The sequence below is a fragment of the Mesorhizobium sp. LNJC391B00 genome (assembly GCF_000502535.1).
Taxonomy (GTDB): Bacteria; Pseudomonadota; Alphaproteobacteria; order Rhizobiales; family Rhizobiaceae; genus Mesorhizobium.
This window is the reverse complement of the sequence record NZ_AYWI01000002.1, coordinates 139,963-158,354: the sequence shown is the minus strand read 5'-3', so window position 1 is coordinate 158,354 and position 18,392 is coordinate 139,963. Positions and strand designations below refer to the sequence as shown.

The 18,392-nt window shown below is 63.1% G+C and carries 15 protein-coding genes; 14 read left to right on the top strand and 1 reads right to left on the bottom strand.

Annotated features, from left to right (window positions below; translation table 11 throughout):
- Window positions 1–2 precede the first annotated feature (2 nt).
- A complete protein-coding gene (locus tag X750_RS159145; RefSeq protein WP_023672607.1) occupies window positions 3–716 on the bottom strand; it encodes a transcriptional regulator NanR in 714 nt (237 codons plus the stop codon).
- 186 nt (window positions 717–902) lie between these two features.
- Between X750_RS159145 and oiaX the strand changes: the two genes are divergently transcribed.
- From oiaX to X750_RS159215, 14 genes are all read left to right on the top strand, one after another.
- Window positions 903–2,153: a 3-oxo-isoapionate-4-phosphate decarboxylase OiaX gene (oiaX, locus tag X750_RS159150; protein ID WP_023746788.1), complete on the top strand. Its 1,251-nt coding sequence runs from the start codon at window positions 903–905 to the stop codon at window positions 2,151–2,153.
- Window positions 2,154–2,157: 4 nt separating this feature from the next.
- Window positions 2,158–3,492: a four-carbon acid sugar kinase family protein gene (locus tag X750_RS159155; protein WP_023746787.1), complete on the top strand. Its 1,335-nt coding sequence runs from the start codon at window positions 2,158–2,160 to the stop codon at window positions 3,490–3,492.
- A gap of 235 nt (window positions 3,493–3,727) precedes the next feature.
- The gene (locus tag X750_RS159160; RefSeq protein WP_023746786.1) at window positions 3,728–5,245 is read left to right on the top strand and encodes an FGGY-family carbohydrate kinase; all 1,518 of its coding nucleotides are present in this window, start codon (window positions 3,728–3,730) and stop codon (window positions 5,243–5,245) included.
- On the top strand, window positions 5,242–6,018 hold the full coding sequence (locus X750_RS159165) for a DeoR/GlpR family DNA-binding transcription regulator (protein WP_031242587.1): 777 nt from the start codon (window positions 5,242–5,244) through the stop codon (window positions 6,016–6,018). Before X750_RS159160 ends, X750_RS159165 begins: the two co-directional genes overlap by 4 nt.
- A gap of 50 nt (window positions 6,019–6,068) precedes the next feature.
- Entirely contained in the window at window positions 6,069–7,727 is a 1,659-nt protein-coding gene (locus tag X750_RS159170; RefSeq protein ID WP_245271814.1) for a glycerol-3-phosphate dehydrogenase/oxidase, read from the top strand.
- 325 nt (window positions 7,728–8,052) lie between these two features.
- On the top strand, window positions 8,053–9,066 hold the full coding sequence (locus X750_RS159175) for a sugar-binding transcriptional regulator (RefSeq protein WP_023672601.1): 1,014 nt from the start codon (window positions 8,053–8,055) through the stop codon (window positions 9,064–9,066).
- Window positions 9,067–9,186: 120 nt separating this feature from the next.
- Complete coding sequence (locus tag X750_RS159180; protein WP_245271813.1) at window positions 9,187–9,747, top strand: DUF2291 domain-containing protein; 561 nt, start codon at window positions 9,187–9,189, stop codon at window positions 9,745–9,747.
- The gene (locus X750_RS159185) at window positions 9,744–11,282 is read left to right on the top strand and encodes a sugar ABC transporter ATP-binding protein (RefSeq protein ID WP_023697632.1); all 1,539 of its coding nucleotides are present in this window, start codon (window positions 9,744–9,746) and stop codon (window positions 11,280–11,282) included. Before X750_RS159180 ends, X750_RS159185 begins: the two co-directional genes overlap by 4 nt.
- A gap of 25 nt (window positions 11,283–11,307) precedes the next feature.
- Complete coding sequence (locus X750_RS159190; protein WP_023688198.1) at window positions 11,308–12,441, top strand: ABC transporter permease; 1,134 nt, start codon at window positions 11,308–11,310, stop codon at window positions 12,439–12,441.
- 31 nt (window positions 12,442–12,472) lie between these two features.
- Complete coding sequence (locus X750_RS159195) at window positions 12,473–13,420, top strand: D-ribose ABC transporter substrate-binding protein (RefSeq protein WP_023672597.1); 948 nt, start codon at window positions 12,473–12,475, stop codon at window positions 13,418–13,420.
- Between the two features lie 109 nt (window positions 13,421–13,529).
- Window positions 13,530–15,089 carry an FGGY-family carbohydrate kinase gene (locus X750_RS159200; protein ID WP_023746782.1) on the top strand — a complete coding sequence of 520 codons (1,560 nt, stop codon included), beginning with the start codon at window positions 13,530–13,532 and terminating at the stop codon, window positions 15,087–15,089.
- Complete coding sequence (locus X750_RS159205; protein ID WP_023746781.1) at window positions 15,086–16,603, top strand: glycerol-3-phosphate dehydrogenase; 1,518 nt, start codon at window positions 15,086–15,088, stop codon at window positions 16,601–16,603. The genes X750_RS159200 and X750_RS159205 overlap by 4 nt, the downstream gene beginning before the upstream one ends.
- Window positions 16,603–17,541, top strand: coding sequence for a TIM barrel protein (locus X750_RS159210; RefSeq protein WP_023746780.1), 939 nt, complete (start codon window positions 16,603–16,605; stop codon window positions 17,539–17,541). The genes X750_RS159205 and X750_RS159210 overlap by 1 nt, the downstream gene beginning before the upstream one ends.
- A 78-nt stretch (window positions 17,542–17,619) precedes the next feature.
- Window positions 17,620–18,387 carry a triose-phosphate isomerase gene (locus tag X750_RS159215; RefSeq protein ID WP_023746779.1) on the top strand — a complete coding sequence of 256 codons (768 nt, stop codon included), beginning with the start codon at window positions 17,620–17,622 and terminating at the stop codon, window positions 18,385–18,387.
- Window positions 18,388–18,392: the final 5 nt, after the last annotated feature.

The window sequence follows — 18,392 nt, the reverse complement described above, 5'->3', positions numbered from 1 at the left end:
AATCAGTTGCCGGAGTTCATCACATAAAGCGCGCGCGAGCGCTCGAGGTGCTTGATCATCGCCTTCTCGGCGCCGTCGGCATCCTTCTTCTCAATGCGGCCGATGATCTCTTCATGCTCGGTCAGCGTGAACTGTTCCTTGCCGGTCCAGATCAGCATTTCGGTGTGATATTCCTTCAGCCAACCGAGCATCGCCTCGCTGACGGCGATATAGATCGGGTTGCCCGAGATCGCCGCGATCTGGGTGTGAAACTTCATGTCGGCGGAGATGAAGGCTTCGGAATCGCCGCGAAAGCCACGCTGTTCGGCAATTGTGGCCCGCAGCTGCTCAACGTCCTCGGCAGTGGCGTTTTCGGCGGCTTCCCTGACCATACCGCGCTCGAAGAAGATGCGCGCCGTTTTCAGGTGTTCCAACGTGTCCTTCGACGACGACAGGATGATCTTGGCTGCGCCATCGACCTGCTTGATGATCGACTTGGCGGTCAGCTGCAGCACCTTGGCGCGTTCCCCATGCGAGATCGCGACGAGGCCCATATTGCTCAGTGCCTGCATCGCCTCGCGGATCGCGGGACGGCCGACCTCGAAGCGCTCCATCAACTCGCGCTCCGACGGCATGTCGTCGCCCGGCGTCAATTCTCCGCTGGTGATCAGGCGCTTCAGCCGCAAAAACACTTCGTCGGAAAGTTTGCGCCGGACGATCGGCTCCGAACGGTTCATCGTCGCGAATCACTCCCTTGACCTGTCTCTATCTAGCATTGCCACAGCCATTCCCGGAATGGCCGTCGCCCCCATCGGCGATAGCCGCAAGACAGGATATCGCTTGCAAAGCTTATGTACTCATTATACCAGATTTCGACGGTCAAGGAACTCTTTTCGAACCTTCCGCCCCTCAGACAACGAACCATGATCACGCTCACCTACCGCATCGAAACATCAGGCAGCATCGAGGCGCTGGCAGCCAAGATCGCGAGCGACCAGTCGACCGGAACCTTCGTCGCGCTGCCCGGCGAAACCGAGGAACTAAAGGCCCGGGTGGCCGCGCGCGTCCTGGCCATCCGGCACCTGCCGGACGCACTTCGCCCCTCCATTCCCGAGGCCGGTAACGGGCCGTTCAAGCGCGCGGATGTCGACATCGCCTTTCCATTCGATGCCATCGGCCACGACCTGTCGGCTCTGATGACCATTGCCATCGGCGGCGCCTATTCGATCAAGGGCCTGTCCGGCATTCGCGTTGTCGACATGAAGCTGCCGGAGCAATTCCGCGGCGCGCATCCAGGGCCGCAATTCGGCGTCGCCGGCAGCCGCAGGCTGACAGGTGTCACGGATCGGCCGATCATCGGCACCATCGTCAAGCCGGCGCTGGGGCTGCGGCCCCCCGAGACCGCCGCGATGGTGGGCGAGCTGATCGCCGCCGGTGTCGATTTCATCAAGGACGATGAGAAGCTGATGAGCCCAGCCTATTCGCCGCTGGCGGAGCGGGTAAAGGCAATCATGCCGCTGATCCTCGACCACGAGCAGAGGACCGGCAAGAAGGTGATGTATGCCTTCGGCATCTCGCATGCCGACCCGGACGAGATGATGCGCAATCACGATCTGGTGGCCAAGGCCGGCGGAAATTGCGCGGTGGTCAACATCAACTCCGTCGGTTTCGGTGGCCTGGCCTTCTTGAGAAAACGCTCCAGCCTGGTGCTTCACGCTCATCGCAACGGCTGGGACATCCTCACCCGCCATCCCGGCCTCGGTATGAACTTCAAGGTCTGGCAACAGTTCTGGCGGCTGCTCGGCGTCGACCAGTTCCAGATCAACGGCATCCAATCGAAATACTGGGAGCCGGACGCGTCTTTCGTCGAGTCCTTCAAGGCGGTAACGACCCCGATCTTTGCGCCTGAGGATTGCGCTCTGCCGGTCGCCGGTTCCGGCCAATGGGGCGGGCAGGCGCCCGAGACCTATGAACGGACCGGCCGGACGGTCGATCTGCTCTATCTGTGCGGCGGCGGCATCGTCAGCCATCCGGACGGGCCGGGCGCCGGGGTGCGTGCCGTGCAGCAGGCCTGGCAAGCTGCGGTCGACGGCATTCCGCTGGCGGATTTCGCCTTGAGCCATCCCGAACTGGCGCGGTCGATCGAAAAATTCGGCGACGGCAAAGCGGCCTGAAGCGATGCAAGATCTGCTTCTCAGCTATTATGGCGATGACCTCACCGGTTCGACCGACGTCATGGAAGCGCTCGAACTCGGCGGCGTGCCGACCGTGCTGTTCATGCGCCAGCCGGACGCGGCCATGCTTGCGCAGTTCGCACATTGCCGAGCCGTTGGCCTGGCCGGCACCAGCCGCAGCGAAACCCCGCAATGGATGGACACCCATCTCAAGAGTGCCTTCGTCTGGCTGAAGACGCTCAACGCAGCTCTCTGTCACTACAAGGTCTGCTCGACCTTCGATTCCAGTCCGACGATCGGCAGCATCGGTCGCGCCATCGAGATCGGCCGCTCGGTTTTCGCTCAGGACAGCGTGCCGCTGCTGGTCGGGGCGCCGCAGCTCAAGCGTTACACGGCCTTCGGTCATTTGTTCGCGGCCTATCGTGAAAAGTATTTCCGCATCGACCGCCATCCGGTGATGAGCCGCCACCCGACGACGCCGATGGATGAATCCGACCTGCTGATCCATCTGTCGCGGCAGACGGAGCTCACATCGGGGCTGGTCGACCTCGCGACGTTGCAGTCGGTGGCGCGCTCGGAGGCCTTCGACCGCTTGCTCGCAGAGGGCACCGACATCGTACTTGTCGATGTCGACAGCCGCGAGACGCAGGCGCTTGCCGGCAAGGAGATATGGCGCGTCCGCAAGCCGGGCGGTTCGTTCGTCGTCGGCTCGTCGGGGATCGAATATGCGCTGCTGGCCGAATGGGTGTCGAACGGGACAGTCAGAGCTGAACCAGAATTTTCGCCGCCGGGTGCCGCCGACCGGATCGCGGTCGTCTCGGGCAGTTGTTCGCCGACGACCGAACGACAGATCCGTCACGCTTTGACTGACGGCTTCGACGGCATCGAGGTCGATCCCGTCGAACTGATCTCCGAAGCTTCCGGAGATGCGATCGCACGCGCGACGGCAGCCGGTCGCGCCAGTCTGGAAGCCGGGCGCAGCGTCGTTCTCTACACGGCCCTTGGACCCGCGGCCGATAGGGGGGGCGAAATCGACCGCCAGGAAGGCGCCCGCCACAAGCTCGGGCGGGGCCTCGGCGAACTGCTTCGCGCGCTGACCATCGAGCAGAAGTTGCAGCGCGTGGTCGTTGCCGGCGGCGATACGTCGAGCCACGCGCTCGGCCAGATGGGTGTCGATGCGCTGACCGTGCGGATGCCGTTGCCGGCGTCGCCGGGCTCGCCGCTTTGCGTCGCTCACTCGCGCGTCAAGGCGATCGATGGGCTGGAGGTGGCACTCAAGGGCGGGCAGGTTGGAACCGACCGCTATTTCAGCGCCATCCGTGACGGCCTTAGCAGCTGATTACGCGTCGCCTGGCAACGGCGAGATCCATTCATGCCCTCTAACGGCGCCGTAGCGGTTTTTGTCGCGCATGTTGACGTTAAATTCACATAAAGATATGGGTGTTTTGTCGGGGCAAGGTACTTTTGCCATTTATCCGCCTTGCTCTATCGGGGTTGTCGCCATGTGTTTCGCCCTTGCATCAGACTGCAGGATCGCCCTGTAGCAATCGCCAATGCTGAAAGAGGCGGTGATCATGCCCAGCCTGCTCGGAATCGATAACGGCCTCACGGTCACCAAGGCGGTCATCTTCGATGCCGACGGCACGCAATTGTCCGTGGCGCGTCGCCGGGTGCCGCAATCGATGCCCCACGCGCGCTGGGTGGAGCGCGACATGTCAGGCCTGTGGCAAGCAACAGCCGACGCCATCAAGGAGGCGATCGCGCTCTCCGGCAGGCCGGCGGAAGACATCAAGGCGGTGGCGGCGACCGCGCATGGCGATGGTCTCTATCTGCTCGATCATGATCGTCAGCCTTTGGGACCAGGCATCCTGTCGCTCGACAGCCGCGCCGGCGACATTGTCGAAAGGTGGTCCGCCGCTACCGTTTTCACCGATGCGCTGGCGACGACAGGCCAGACGCCGCATGTTTCGGCGCCGTCGGCGCTGCTGGCGTGGCTTAAGCAGAACGATCCTGATCGCTATGGCCGCATCGGCCATGTGCTGGCCTGCAAGGACTGGCTGCGCTTTTGCCTGACCGGCACGATCGGGACCGACCGCACGGAGGCAAGCACCTCATTCACGGATTTTCGCACGCAAGCCTATGCGCCTGAAGCGCTGCGCATCTTCGGGTTGGAAGATCTGTTCAACGCGCTGCCGCCGGTGGCGCATTCCGCTGACATCGCCGGTCAAGTCACAGCCGATGCCGCCGAAAAGACCGGCCTTCGCAAGGGAACACCGGTCGCCTGCGGCCTGCACGACGTGGCCGCCTCGGCGCTTGGCATGGGCGGCCATGAAGACGGCGTGCTCGCCATCGTCGCCGGCACCTATTCCATCAATGAAGTCGTCTCTTCGCAACCGCGCGTCGACCGGCGTTGGTTCTGCCGCAACGCCATCGACGCGGGCCGTTGGAACAACATGTCGATCTCGCCGGCCTCGACCGCGAACTACGACTGGTTTCTCGACACGTTTTGCCGCGCGGAGCAGGACAGGACGGATGGCGGCTCCCTCCACGAATTGCTGGCGGGAGAGATCGACGCGGCGTTGAAGAAGCCTTCGACCATCCTGTTTCATCCCTATCTGTTCGGCTCTCCCTATGGCGATTTGGCCAGCGGCAGCTTTGTCGGCCTGCATGGCTGGCACAATCGCGGCGACATGTTGAAGGCGGTTCTGGAAGGCATAGTCTTCAATCACCGCACCCATGTCGAAGCTTTGCGTGACGGCTTTGCTGTCAGCGAGATCCGCCTGACTGGCGGCGGTTCGCGCAATCCTGCTTTCGTGCAGATGTTTGCCGACGTGCTGAACGCCCCCGTCACTGTCACATCGACGGATGAGACCGCGGCTTTGGGCGCAGCACTTTGCGCAGGTGCCGCGGTCGGCTTGTTCAAGACGCCGCAAGAGGGTGCAAGGCAGATCGGCATGACGGCGCGGACATATCAGCCAGCGCCGGCCTCCAGTGCTGTGTTCAACGAGCGGTTTTCGCTCTACTGCCGCATCGCCGAGCAGATGAAGTCGCATTGGCCTGATATCGAAAGGCTGGCGGGGGTAAACGCATGATCAAGGCCGACGAACGACGCGAAGAGATCGCCGATTATGTGATCAAGCTCGGCCAGGTGCGCATCGACGATCTGGTCGAGCATTTCGGCGTGTCGCGCATGACCATCCACCGGCATATCGACCGGCTGGCGCAGCAGGGCGTGCTGCGCAAGCTGCACGGTGCGGTGACGGTCCAGCCTTCCGGCCTCTACGAGAGCGCTTTCCGCTACCGGGTGACCGTCAATCGAGCCGAGAAGGATGCACTGGCGCGGGCGGCACTGGATTATGTCGAGGCCGGCCAGGTGGTGATGCTCGACGATTCATCGACAGCAAACGCGGTCGCCACGCTGCTGCTCGACGTCAAGCCGTTGACGGTCGTCACCAACAGCGTGTCGACGGCGGCGCTGATGATCAATGTCGACGACCTCGATTTCATCTGTCTCGGCGGCCAGTATCACGGCACCTACAATGCCTATATCGGCATCGTCTGCGAGAACGCCGTGGCGCAGCTGCGCGCCAATGTGCTGATCTGTTCGGCTTCGGCGATCACCGGAACCACTGCCTTCATCCAGGATCCGAATGTCGTGCGGGTCAAGCAGGCGATGATGACCGCCTCCGTGAAGCGCATCCTTTTGGTCGACCACGCAAAATTCGACCGGATCGCGCTGCATGTCTTCGACGATCTGACCAGTTTCGACGCCGTGCTGGTGACCGAGGGCCTGGGCGATGCGCAGGCGCAGAGCCTCGAACGGGCGGGGGTGAAGTTGCGCATCGTCAAGACGAAGGCGCCATGAACCCAGCAGATGGAGCCGGGGCGGACAATCCCGCCGGGCGTCTCGCCGCGATGGCCGGGACCGCCGAAGTCGACGTCGTCATTCTTGGCGCCGGCATCAACGGGGCTGGGCTGTTTCGCGATCTGTGCGCGCAAGGTGTCAGCTGCCTGATCGTCGAAAAGGCGGATTTCGGCTCGGGCACCAGTGCCGCGCCGTCGAGGCTCATCCACGGCGGCTTGAAATATCTCGAGACCGGCGAGTTCGGGCTGGTGGCGCAGTCGACGCTCGAACGCAATCTGCTTCTTCAAAACGCGCCGCACTATGTCAGCCCGCTGCCGACCGTCATCCCGATCTTCTCGTGGAGCAAGGGCATGCTCGCGGCGTTGCGAACGCTGTTCGGCTCGACCAGCGCGCCGCGCAGCCGCGGCGCCATACTGATCAAGATCGGCTTGATGATCTACGATTTCTACGGTTCACGAAACCAGGTCATGCCGCGCCACCGCATGGTCGGGCGGCGGCAGGCGCTTGTTGAGATGCCGGCGCTCAATCCGGCGATCGTCGCCACCGGCACCTACTACGACGCCAAGATAAGTCACCCGGAAAGGCTGGTGCTGGAACTGATCCTCGACGGCTTGCAGGCTCACGCGGCGTCTGCCGGTGCCAACTACACGACACTGGCGGCTTCAGCCAATGGCGTGCTCACATTCCAGCCGGAAAACGGCGCGGCCTTTTCGGTGCGGCCGAAGCTGGTGGTGAACGCCGCCGGTCCGTGGATCGACGACGTCAATGCGTTGCTTGGCGCGCCGTCGAAGATGATCGGCGGCACCAAAGGGTCGCACATCCTGTTGAAGCATGACGAATTGGTCGAAAGCCTGGCCGGGCGCATGCTCTATTTCGAGGCCGATGACGGCCGCATCTGCCTGGTCTACGACTATCTCGGCCTGGCGCTGGTCGGCTCGACCGACATCAAGGCCGACAATCCGGACGCGGTCCGCTGCGAACCCGAAGAAGTCGACTATCTGCTCGACAGCGTGCGAACGCTGCTGCCGGGCATGGCGTTCGAGCGCGACCAGATCGTCTACGCCTATAGCGGCATCCGGCCGCTGCCGACGTCTGAAGCAGCGACGCCCGGACTGATCAGCCGCGATCATTCGGCGCCCGTTGCCGAGCCGGACGGCAACAGGCCCTTTGCAGTCATTTCGCTGGTCGGCGGCAAATGGACGACGTTCCGCGGCTTTGCCGAGGAAGTCACTGATACCGTACTCAAGCGCTTGCAGCGCAGCCGCAAGATGTCGACTCAGTCGATGCCGATCGGCGGTGGGCGGGATTTTCCGGCCAATGCCGCCGCGCGCGCGGACTGGCTGGCTGAGGCACAGCAGGCAACGGGCGCCGGGGAAGGGCGCCTTGATCAATTGCTGTCGCGCTACGGGACCAGAGCCGTTGAGATCGCCAGGCACGGGTCGGATGATGAGGGTTGCCTGCCGGACTCCGGCGGCTACGGCAAGGCGGAAATCGACTACATCGCGCGCAACGAGTTCGTCGAACATCTGGCCGATGTCGTTATGCGCCGCAGCACGTTGGCGATAGGCGGCTCGCTGACGAGCCGCGACCTGCAGGAGATTGCCGCGATCGCGGGGCGGGCGTTGGGGTGGAGCACCGAGCGCCTCACGCGGGAGGTCGAAGCCGCTGTTGTCGAGCTCGAAGGCAGGAACCTGATGCGGCTGGACTGATCGCTTGATCGCCGACGCCTAGCTTTTCCTGAGGCAATCCGATCGATTTGCCCTTGTTGCGCCCTGTGCATCAACCTTCCCATTTTGCACCCGGATTGGGATTTGCCGGCGCCTACGGGCTCATGCCGTCACTGGATCCGGTAACACAAATTGACGTTAAATTAACACTACGGTATGGTCATATTGTATGCTTACCTTCTAATAGGCTCGCGTTGGCTGCCGAACGTCGGCTGAGGCAACCATCTGCGGAGGGATTGACAGCGGTGCAAAGGTATGAAAATTTTTGCACACAAAGATAATATTATCACCCTGGGGAGGGGATGGCTTGAATTCCGGCGGAAGCGCAAACCGCGACCATGAATCCAGCCTCGCCACGCGCGCGGCCTGGCTGCACTATGCCGGTGGTCTGACCCAGGCCCAGGTGGCCAAGCGGCTTGGCCTGACCAGCCTCAAGGCGCATAGGCTGATCACCAAGGCCAACCAGGAAGGTCTGGTCAGGGTCTTCATCGACGGCGACGTCGCCGAATGCGTCGACCTGGAACAGCGCCTGATCGCCGCCTATGGGCTCCACTATTGCGAGGTGGTTCCCGATCTCGATCAGGACGAACTGCCGCTCAAGGGGCTGGGCATTGCCGGCGCCCAGTTCCTGAAGCGCGAAATCGATCGCGGCGAAGACATGCTGATCGGCGTCGGCCATGGCCGCACGCTTGCCGCCAGCGTCGAATATCTGACGCGCGCAACTGCTGCTCACATCCGTTTCGTCTCGCTGCTTGGCGGCGTGACGCGCAAATTCGCCGCCAACCCGCACGACGTCATGCATCGCCTGGCAGAGCGGACCGGCGCGCAGGCTTTCGTCATGCCGGTGCCTTTTGTCGCCAATACCGCCGAGGACCGCGAAGTGCTGCTTGGCCAGCGCGGCATCAGCGATGTGTTCGCTCTCGCCAGCCGGTCCGACCTGATGTTCGTCGGAATAGGCACGGCCGAGCGGGAGGCGTCGCTGGTCGCCACCGGCATGATCGAGCCTTCCGAAATCGACGAGGTCAAGCGTGACGGCGGCGTTGGTGAATTGCTGGCGCATTTCTTCGACGACAAGGGGCGTCCGGTCGAAACGGCGCTGTCGGAAAGAATACTGGCGCTTCCGCGCGATCAGTTGAAGGGCCGCAGGATCGTTGCCGTCGCCGGCGGCAAGGTGAAGGTGCGCGCCATCAAGGCAGTACTCGAAAGCCGTTATCTCAGCGGCCTGATCACCGACGAATGCACGGCCCGCGCGCTGGTCGAGCTCGACGATGCAGCCGGGACCGCGAAGCGCTGCGTGAACGGAGGAACTTCGAATGCGTGACAACGGACAATCCGCACCGCTGGTGGTTGCATCATGAGCGCGAAGGCCACCGCCCGGCAAGCTTCGCCCGGCCTGCGCCGGGTGCTTGCCGGCGCTGCGGTTGTGGTTCTGCTCGGCGCCATGGCGCTCGATACCAAGGTGATCAAGATCGGCTCTGCCGGCGATGTTCGCAACGCGGTGTTTTCGGCCGCCGACTACGGCAAGTCTGAATTTCCCAAGGTGCAGGCCGATGTCGAAGCGCGTGCCGCCGACGCCGCAACGGTGGCGACGGCGATCGCCAAGGACAGGGCGACGGCCGAAAAGGAATATGGCGTGCCGGCGGGAGTCGGACCGGTCATCTCGGTCAAGTTCACCGGCGTCGTCGGCGAGGGAAAATCGGGCATCTACAAGGTCGCCGTCGACGGTTTGCCGGACACGTTGACCGTCCGCGTACAGACTGGGCCGGCGATCAACGGCACCGAGCTTCGCGACGCCACCGGCAAGATCACCTTTGGTCAGTTCACCAACCAGATCGAGTATCAGGACGCCGGCTCGGCGCTGAACAACGAGATGAAGAAGGAGGTGCTGGCGCAAGTCGACACCAGCGCCTTGACCGGCAAGACAATAGCGGTGGTCGGCGTCTTCAAGCTGGTCAATCCGAAGAGCTGGCTGGTCACACCGGTGAGGCTGGACGTCAAATGACAATGGCTGCCGGCACAGAACCCGCGACTGGCGATGCCGTGCTTTCGGCGCGCAATGTCGTCATGTCGTATGGCGGCGTTCACGCGCTCAAGGGCGTCAACTTCGACATCCATCGCGGCAAGGTCACCACCCTGTTCGGAGAGAATGGCGCCGGCAAATCGACGCTGATGAAGATCCTGTCCGGCGTGGTGACGCCGACATCCGGCGACATCGTGCTCGACGGCAATCTCGTCAGCTTTGCCTCGTCTTCAGACGCGCGCGATCGCGGCATTTCGATCATCCACCAGGAGCTCAGCCTGGCGCCGAATCTGAGCGTTCGCGACAACATCTTCATGGGCCGCGAACTGCGCACCAGAACCGGCCTCGACTTCGCCGAGGAGGCGCGCCAGGCGCGGGCGCTGATGGCCGACCTCGAAGAAGACATCGATCCGATGACCCTGGTCGAGGACCTGCGCCTGGGGCAGCAACAGATCGTCGAGATCGCACGCGCGCTGTCGGTCGATTCCCGCATCCTGATCATGGACGAGCCGACCTCCGCGCTGAGCGCGACCGAGGTGGAGGTGCTGTTCAAGGTGATCCGCGACCTGACCAGCCGCGGCGTCTCCATCGTCTACATCTCGCATCACCTCGAAGAGGCGCTGCAGATCACCGACTACGCCGTCGTGCTGCGTGACGGGGCGATCACGGCGACGGCCGAGGCCAAGGACATCGACCTCGAATGGATCGTCCGCAACATGGTGGGCGAGAATTTCGATCTCGGCTCGCCGCCGACCGGCCACGAGTTCGGCGCGGTGGCGCTGTCGATCGAGGATGTCAGCGTCACCGACGCTTCGGGTTCAGGATATGTGGTCGATCATCTGTCGCTGGATGTCAAAGCGGGCGAGATCGTCTGCATCTATGGGCTGATGGGCGCGGGCCGCACGGAATTGCTGGAGGCCGTCGCCGGCCGTGTGCCCATGGCGGGCGGGCGGGCGCTGCTCGAAGGCGAGGACGTCTCGGGGCTGACCATTGCGCAGCGTATCGCCAGAGGTCTGGTGCTGGTGCCCGAGGATCGCCAGCGCGACGGCCTGGTTCAGACCATGACGGTCGGCCGCAATCTGTCGCTTGCCAGCATCGAGGCGTTCGCGAAAGGCCTGTTCCTCTCCCGGCCGAGGGAACGCGCACTGATCGATGATTCGATCCGCAAGGTGACCATCAAGACCGCGGGCGGCAACGCCATGATCGGATCGCTGTCGGGCGGCAACCAGCAGAAGGTCGTCATCGGCAAGATGCTGACGACAGATCCCAAGGTCATCCTTCTCGACGAGCCGAGCCGCGGCATCGATGTCGGCGCCAAGGCCGAAGTCTTTCGCTTGCTCAGCGAGCGCGCCGCGCAAGGCCTGGCGGTCGTCTTCTCGACTTCGGAGGTCAATGAGTGCCTCAGCATCGCCCATCGCATCGTCGTGATGCGGCGCGGCAAGATTTCAGCCGAATTCGGCGCCAACGCCACCAAAGAGCAGATCATGGCCGCCTCCGGCGAAGCCGTGGTCGCCTGACCATAGAATTTCGGAGCCCCGACCCATGAGCGATGTCAGCCAGGCCAGCAAACAGTCCAGCCCCAATGCGGGCGGCGAGGGCTTCGACGTGGCCAAGCTGCTGCTCGAAGGCCGGGCCTTCTTTGCCCTGATCGTCATCATTGTCGTCTTCTCGATCCTGTCGCCCTATTACCTCTCGGTGGCGAATTTCCTGACCATGGCCTCGCATGTCGCCATCTTCGGGATTCTCGCCGTCGGCATGCTGCTGGTCATCCTCAATGGCGGCATCGACCTGTCGGTCGGCTCGACCCTCGGGCTTGCCGGCGTCGTCGCTGGGTTTCTGATGCAGGGCGTGACGCTGACCTGGCTGGGCGTCGTTCTCTACCCGCCGGTCTGGGTGGTCGCGGTACTGGCCTGCATGCTGGGTGCGGCCGTCGGGCTTATCAACGGCGTGCTGATCGCGCGGTTCAAGGTTCCGGCCTTCGTCGCCACGCTCGGCGTCATGTACATGGCGCGCGGCCTGGCACTGCTGATGACCAGCGGCCTGACCTACAACAATCTCGGCGGCAAGCCGGAGTTGGGCAACACCGGTTTCGATGCTCTCGGCTTCAACCGCCTGTTCGGCGTGCCGACCGGCGTGGTGGTGCTGGCGGTTATCGCGCTGATCGGCAGCATCGTCCTGAACCGCACCGCCTTTGGACGCTGGCTCTACGCCTCGGGCGGCAATGAGCGCGCCGCCGAACTCTCCGGCGTTCCGGTCAAGACCGTGCAGATTTCGGTCTATGTGCTGTCGGGCATCTGCGCCGCCATTGCCGGCCTGATCCTGTCCTCGCAGCTGACCTCGGCCGGACCGACCGCGGGCACCACCTACGAATTGACGGCCATCGCCGCCGTCGTTATCGGCGGCGCCGCACTGACTGGCGGCCGCGGCAATATTCGCGGCACTCTGCTCGGGGCCTTCGTCATCGGCTTCCTGTCCGACGGTCTGGTGATCATCGGCATCTCATCCTACTGGCAGACAGTGTTCACCGGCGCCGTCATCGTGCTCGCCGTGCTCCTCAATGCCGTTCAGTATCGCCGCCGTAGCAAGCTTCCAGCTTCGACGGGCGGCCAACCGACTTCTCAGAAACGGGGGAAGGCCGAACCGGCCAATCCTGCCCAAGGGAAGACTGCCAGCTGACTGGCAGCAAGACCGCGTAATCATTGGAGGAATGTACATGAAAATCGTGCTTAGAAGTTTGCTTGCCGCCGCGATGGTGGTCGGGTTTAGCGCAGCCGCATCGGCCGCAGGCCTGATCTCGATCATCGTCAACGATCCGGCCAACCCCTACTGGCTGACCGAAGGCAACGTCGCCAAGGCCGAAGCCGAAAAGCTTGGCTATACAGCCAACGTCGCCGCCCACAAGGGCGACACCAATACCGAAAGCAATCTGATCGACACCGCCATCACCAACAAGTCGGTGGCGATCATCCTCGACCCGGCCAATGCCGATGGTTCGGTCGGCGCGGTGAAGAAGGCGATTGCCGCCAACATCCCGGTTTTCCTCGTCAATGCCGAGATCAACCAGGAAGGTCTTGCCAAGGGACAGCTCGTCTCCAACAACGCCCAGGGTGCGGCTCTCGGTGCCCAGCAGTGGGTGCAGGCGGTCGGTGAAAAGGGCAAGTATGTCGAACTGCTCGGCGCCCCGTCGGACAACAACGCGGCCACGCGCTCGAACGGCTACGCGACCGTGCTGAGCCAGTATCCGGATCTCGAAAAGGCCGCTTCGCAGGTCGCCAACTGGGATCGCACCCAGGGCCACGACAAGATGCAGAGCATGCTGCAGGCCAATCCCGACATCATCGCCGTGATCAGCGGCAATGATGAAATGGCGCTTGGTGCGGTTGCGGCGCTGAAGGAAGCCGGCAAGCTCGCCGGCATCAAGGTCGGCGGCTTCGACGGCTCCCCGGATGCGGTTGCGGCCATCAAGTCCGGCGAACTGCAGTACACCGTGCTTCAGCCGGTGGCCATCTTCTCGGCCAAGGCCGTGCAGCAGGCCGACTCGTTCATCAAGACGGGCGCTACCGGCGCCACCAGCGAGAAGCAGCTGTTCGATTGCCTGCTCATCACCAAGGACAATGTGGACAAGTACACCGCACCCTTCGTGCTGTCGGAATAAAAACCTGCACAGGGGGTGTCCTTGCGGACACTCCCTGCCTTTTCCACGGCTCCAGACAACAAAGACTGCTCCTTGTGAATTGCCTCCATAATCATCCGGAACTCAGCGCATGAAAGACCTGCTGATCGGGATCGACGCGGGAACGTCCGTGATCAAATCGGTCGCTTTCGATCTGTCGGGGCGGCAGCTTGCCATGGCGTCGATGACCAACAGTTTTGTCACGCTGGAAGGCGGCGGCGCCGAGCAGGACCTCGATCAGACATGGCGCGACATGGCGCTGACCGTCCGTGAGCTGGCGACGAAAGTTCCCGACCTCGCGCGGCGAACCGCGGCGATCGCGATCACCGGGCAGGGCGACGGCACCTGGCTGATCGATGGTGACGGCTTGCCGGTCGGTCGCGCCTGGCTCTGGCTCGACGCCCGCGCCGGACATCTGGTGGACGAGATGCGCGGCGATCCCCGGGATCGCACGCGGTTCGAGATCACCGGCACCGGGCTCAACGCCTGCCAGCAGGGCGCTCAGCTCAGCTGGCTGAAGAGGAACAGCCCTGAAATTCTGGAGCGCGCCGCCACTGCCTTTCACTGCAAGGACTGGCTCTATTTCAAGATGACCGGCGAGCGCGCCACCGATCCATCGGAAGGCACCTTCACCTTTGGCGATTTCCGCTCGCGCAGATATTCCGACGAGGTGCTCGACATTCTGGATCTGACGTCGCACCGCCGCCTGTTGCCGCCCATGCTCGAAGGCACGACCGATCATCATCCGCTTTCTGCGTCGGCAGCAAACGAGACCGGCCTGCTTGAGGGCGCGCCGGTGGTGCTGGGCTACGTCGACATGGTCAGCACCGCGCTTGGCGCCGGCCTCTATGATCCAAGCGGCAATGTCGGCTGCACGGTCATCGGCTCGACCGGCATCCACACACGCCTGGCGCGCACCCCTGATGATGTCGTCCTCAACGACAATGCCTCCGGCTACACGATCGCCATGCCGGTTCCGGGCGCCTATGCGCAGCTGCAATCCAATATGGCGGCGACGCTCAACATCGACTGGCTGCTTGGCCTGGCGCGCGACGTGCTGACCGCCAGCGGCGCAAAACCTTCGCGCGACGAGCTGCTGAAAGCGCTCGATGTCTGGGTCGAAGGATCGGAACCGGGGTCGCTGGTCTATCAGCCTTATATCTCGCTTGCCGGCGAACGCGGCCCGTTCGTCGATCCAGACGCGCGCGCCGGCTTCATCGGGCTTTCCGTCAAGCACGGTTTTGGCGATCTGGCACGCGCGGTTCTCGAAGGATTGGCCTTCGCGGCCCGCGATTGCTACCAGGAAATGGGCAGCGTGCCCGGCGAAATCCGCCTGTCTGGCGGCGCCGCGCGCAGCCCGTCGCTGCGCCGTATCATCGCTGCGGCGACCCGCGCGCAAGTCAGGACCAGCAGCCGCCAGGAAGCCGGCGCCGCGGGTGCGGCGATGATGGCCGCGGTCGGGCTTGGCGTCTATCGCTCGATGGATGTTTGCTGCGCCGAGTGGGTGGCGCCGCTGCTGGGCGAATGCGACGCCTATGACGAGGCGCTTTCGCAAACCTACGATGCGCTGTTTCCGTCTTTTGTCGCGGCGCGTCAGGCGCTGCATCCGGTGTGGAAATCGATGGCGCACCGCACAGGAGCTAAGTCTTGAGCGATACAACAGATATTGTCGATCTCTTCGTGATCGGCGGCGGCGTGAATGGAGCGGGCATAGCGCGCGATGCCGCCGGCCGTGGGCTGTCGGTCATCCTGTGCGAGAAGGACGATCTGGCGCAAGGCACCAGCTCGCGTTCCGGCAAGCTGGTGCATGGCGGTCTGCGCTACCTCGAATATTACGAGTTCCGGCTGGTGCGAGAAGCGCTGATCGAGCGCGAGGTGCTGCTTGAGGCGGCGCCGCACATCATCTGGCCAATGCGTTTCGTGCTGCCGCACAGCCCCGAGGACCGGCCGGCATGGCTGGTGCGGCTCGGGCTGTTTCTCTACGACCATCTTGGCGGCCGCAAGCGGCTGCCGGGAACGAGGACACTGAACCTGAGAACGGCGCCGGAAGGGGCGCCGATCAGGGACGAATTCAAGCGTGGCTTCGAATATTCCGACTGCTGGGTCGATGACGCCAGGCTGGTGCTGCTCAATGCGCTCGATGCCAGTCAGCGCGGCGCAAAAGTCTTCACTCGCACGGCCTGTATTGCTGCCAGGCGCGAAGGCGGCCTGTGGTCGATCGACATGCAGGACGGCCGCACCGGTGCTGTGACGAGGGTCCGCGCACGCGGGTTGGTCAACGCGGCCGGGCCATGGGTGAATGACATCGTCAGCCGCGTCGCCGGACAGAATTCCACCCGCAACGTTCGCTTGGTGAAAGGAAGCCATATCGTCGTGCCGAAATTCTGGGAGGGACGGCAGGCCTATCTCATCCAGAACAACGACAAGCGGGTGATCTTCGTCAACCCGTATGAGAACGATCTGGCGCTGATCGGCACCACCGACATTCCTTATGAAGGTCGGCCCGAAGAAGTGGCCGCCGAGGCAAGCGAGATCAATTATCTGATCAAGGTGGTCAATCGCTACTTCAAGCGGCAGCTGACCGCGCAAGACGTGGTCTACAGTTTCTCGGGCGTGCGTCCGCTCTATGACGACAATGCCGACAACCCAAGCGCGGTGACGCGCGACTATATCTTTGAACTCGATGCCCCCAACGGCGGCGCGCCGCTGCTGTCAGTGTTCGGCGGCAAGATCACCACCTTCCGCAAACTGTCCGAACATGCTCTGGAAAAGATCCAGCCCTTCTTTCCGACCATAAAGAAGGCCTGGACAGCCAAAATTCCCCTGCCGGGAGGCGACCTGCCCAACGCGGATTTCGAACAGTTCCTGGGCGATCTGCACGCCGAGTTTTCGTGGCTTAGCCCGTCGCTGGTGAAGCACTATGCCCGCAGCTACGGCACGCGCACACGCGCCTTGCTGAAAGGCGTAAAAGGCGAAGCCGATCTCGGCCGTCGTTTCGGCCCGGATTTCTATGAGCTCGAAGCTGTCTTCCTGTTCGAGACCGAATGGGCGATGACCGCCGCCGACGTTCTCGAACGCCGGACCAAACACGGGCTGCATATCAATGCGGCCGAGCGGAAAACATTCGAAGACTGGTGCACAAAGACAATGGCGGCGGTGAACTGATGGCCTTCACGCTTTCGCTGAACACCAACCCGCTGGTCAATCGCTTCGCCGATCCCGACGATCTGATCGACGCCATTGCCTATGGCATCGGCATCCGCGACGTGCAACTGACGCATGAATTCGTCAATCCGGGCTGGCCGGCGGCAACGATCGCCAAGTTCCTTCGCCTGTTCAACAGCGCCTTGGCGCGGACCGGCGTGCGGATCACTTCGGGTATGACCGGTCCCTATGGCCGGCTCAATCATTTCGGCCATCCGGACGCGGATGTGCGCCGCTATTATGTCGATTGGTTCAAGACCTTCGCCGACATCTCCGCCGAACTCGGCGCGTCGGGCATGGGCACGCAGTTCGCCATATTCACCTACAAGGATTTTGACGATCCGCAGCAGCGCGCGGCGCTTCTCGATATCGCGCTCGAGTGCTGGCGCGAAGTGGCCGAGCACGCCAAGGCGGCGGGCCTGACCTATTTGTTCTGGGAACCGATGTCGGTGGGGCGGGAGTTCGGCCACACGATCGAAAGCTGCGTCGAATTGCAGGGCGCCATCGATGCGGCCAAGCTGCCGATCCCGATGCAGATGATGGTCGACATCGACCATGGCGACGTGACCTCGCCCAATCCTGACGACACTGATCCCTATGCCTGGGCGAAAGCGTTCCCGTTGCAATCGCCGATCATCCACATCAAGCAATCGTCGATGAACAAGGGCGGACACTGGCCGTTCACCGCCGCCTACAACAAGGATGGCCGCATCCTCCCGCAGAAGCTGCTCGATACCGTGCGGGCGGGTGGCGGAACCGACAATGAGATCTGCCTTGAACTTTCCTTCCGGGAGAGGGAGCCGGTCGATCATCAGGTTATTGCAATGATCCGCGAGTCGGTGGATTTCTGGGCGCCTTACATCGACAGCGGCCGCGAAAGTCTCACGCCTCGCGCTTGAGGGAAAGCGTCGGCCCGAAGGCCGGCGCGTAGACCCGGAAACACGCATCATCCGAATTTCGGATCGAAGGAGAGAAGAATGACCCCATATTGGGTCGGCACGAGCTGGAAGATGAACAAGACGCTGGCGGAGGCGCTGCAGTTCGCCGAGGCATTGGCGGCGTTCGTGCCGGGCTTCGATCAGGCAATACAGCCTTTCGTCATTCCGCCCTTCACAGCGGTGCGGCAGGTCAAGGCGGCACTCGCCAACACCCGCGTCAAGGTCGGCGCCCAGAACATGCATTGGGCCGATTCCGGCGCCTGGACGGGCGAGATTTCGCCGGTGATGCTGAGGGATTGCGGGCTCGACCTGATTGAACTCGGCCATAGCGAGCGCCGCGAGCATTTTGGCGAGACGGACAAGACCGTGGGACTGAAAACCGCGGCGGCGGTCAGGCACGGCTTCGTGCCGTTGATCTGCGTCGGCGAGACGCTGGCCGAGCGCGAGGGCGGCCGCGCCGACGAAATTCTGACCGCGCAGGTTTTGGGCGCGCTGCAGGGGCTCGCAAACAATGAGTTGTCGGCAGAGATACTCTTTGCCTATGAACCGGTGTGGGCGATCGGCGAGAAAGGCATTCCGGCCAGCGCCGACTATGCCGACAAGCAGCAGGCGCTGATCAAGCAGGTCGCCGCAACCCGGTTGCCGGCTGCCCCGCTTGTTCTCTATGGCGGCAGCGTCAATCCCGGCAACGCGGCCGAACTGATCGGCCAGCCCCATATCGATGGGCTGTTCATCGGCCGCTCGGCGTGGCAAGCGGAAGGCTATATCGACATTCTGAAAAAGGCGTCGGCCGCCATCGGGCGCTGACCACG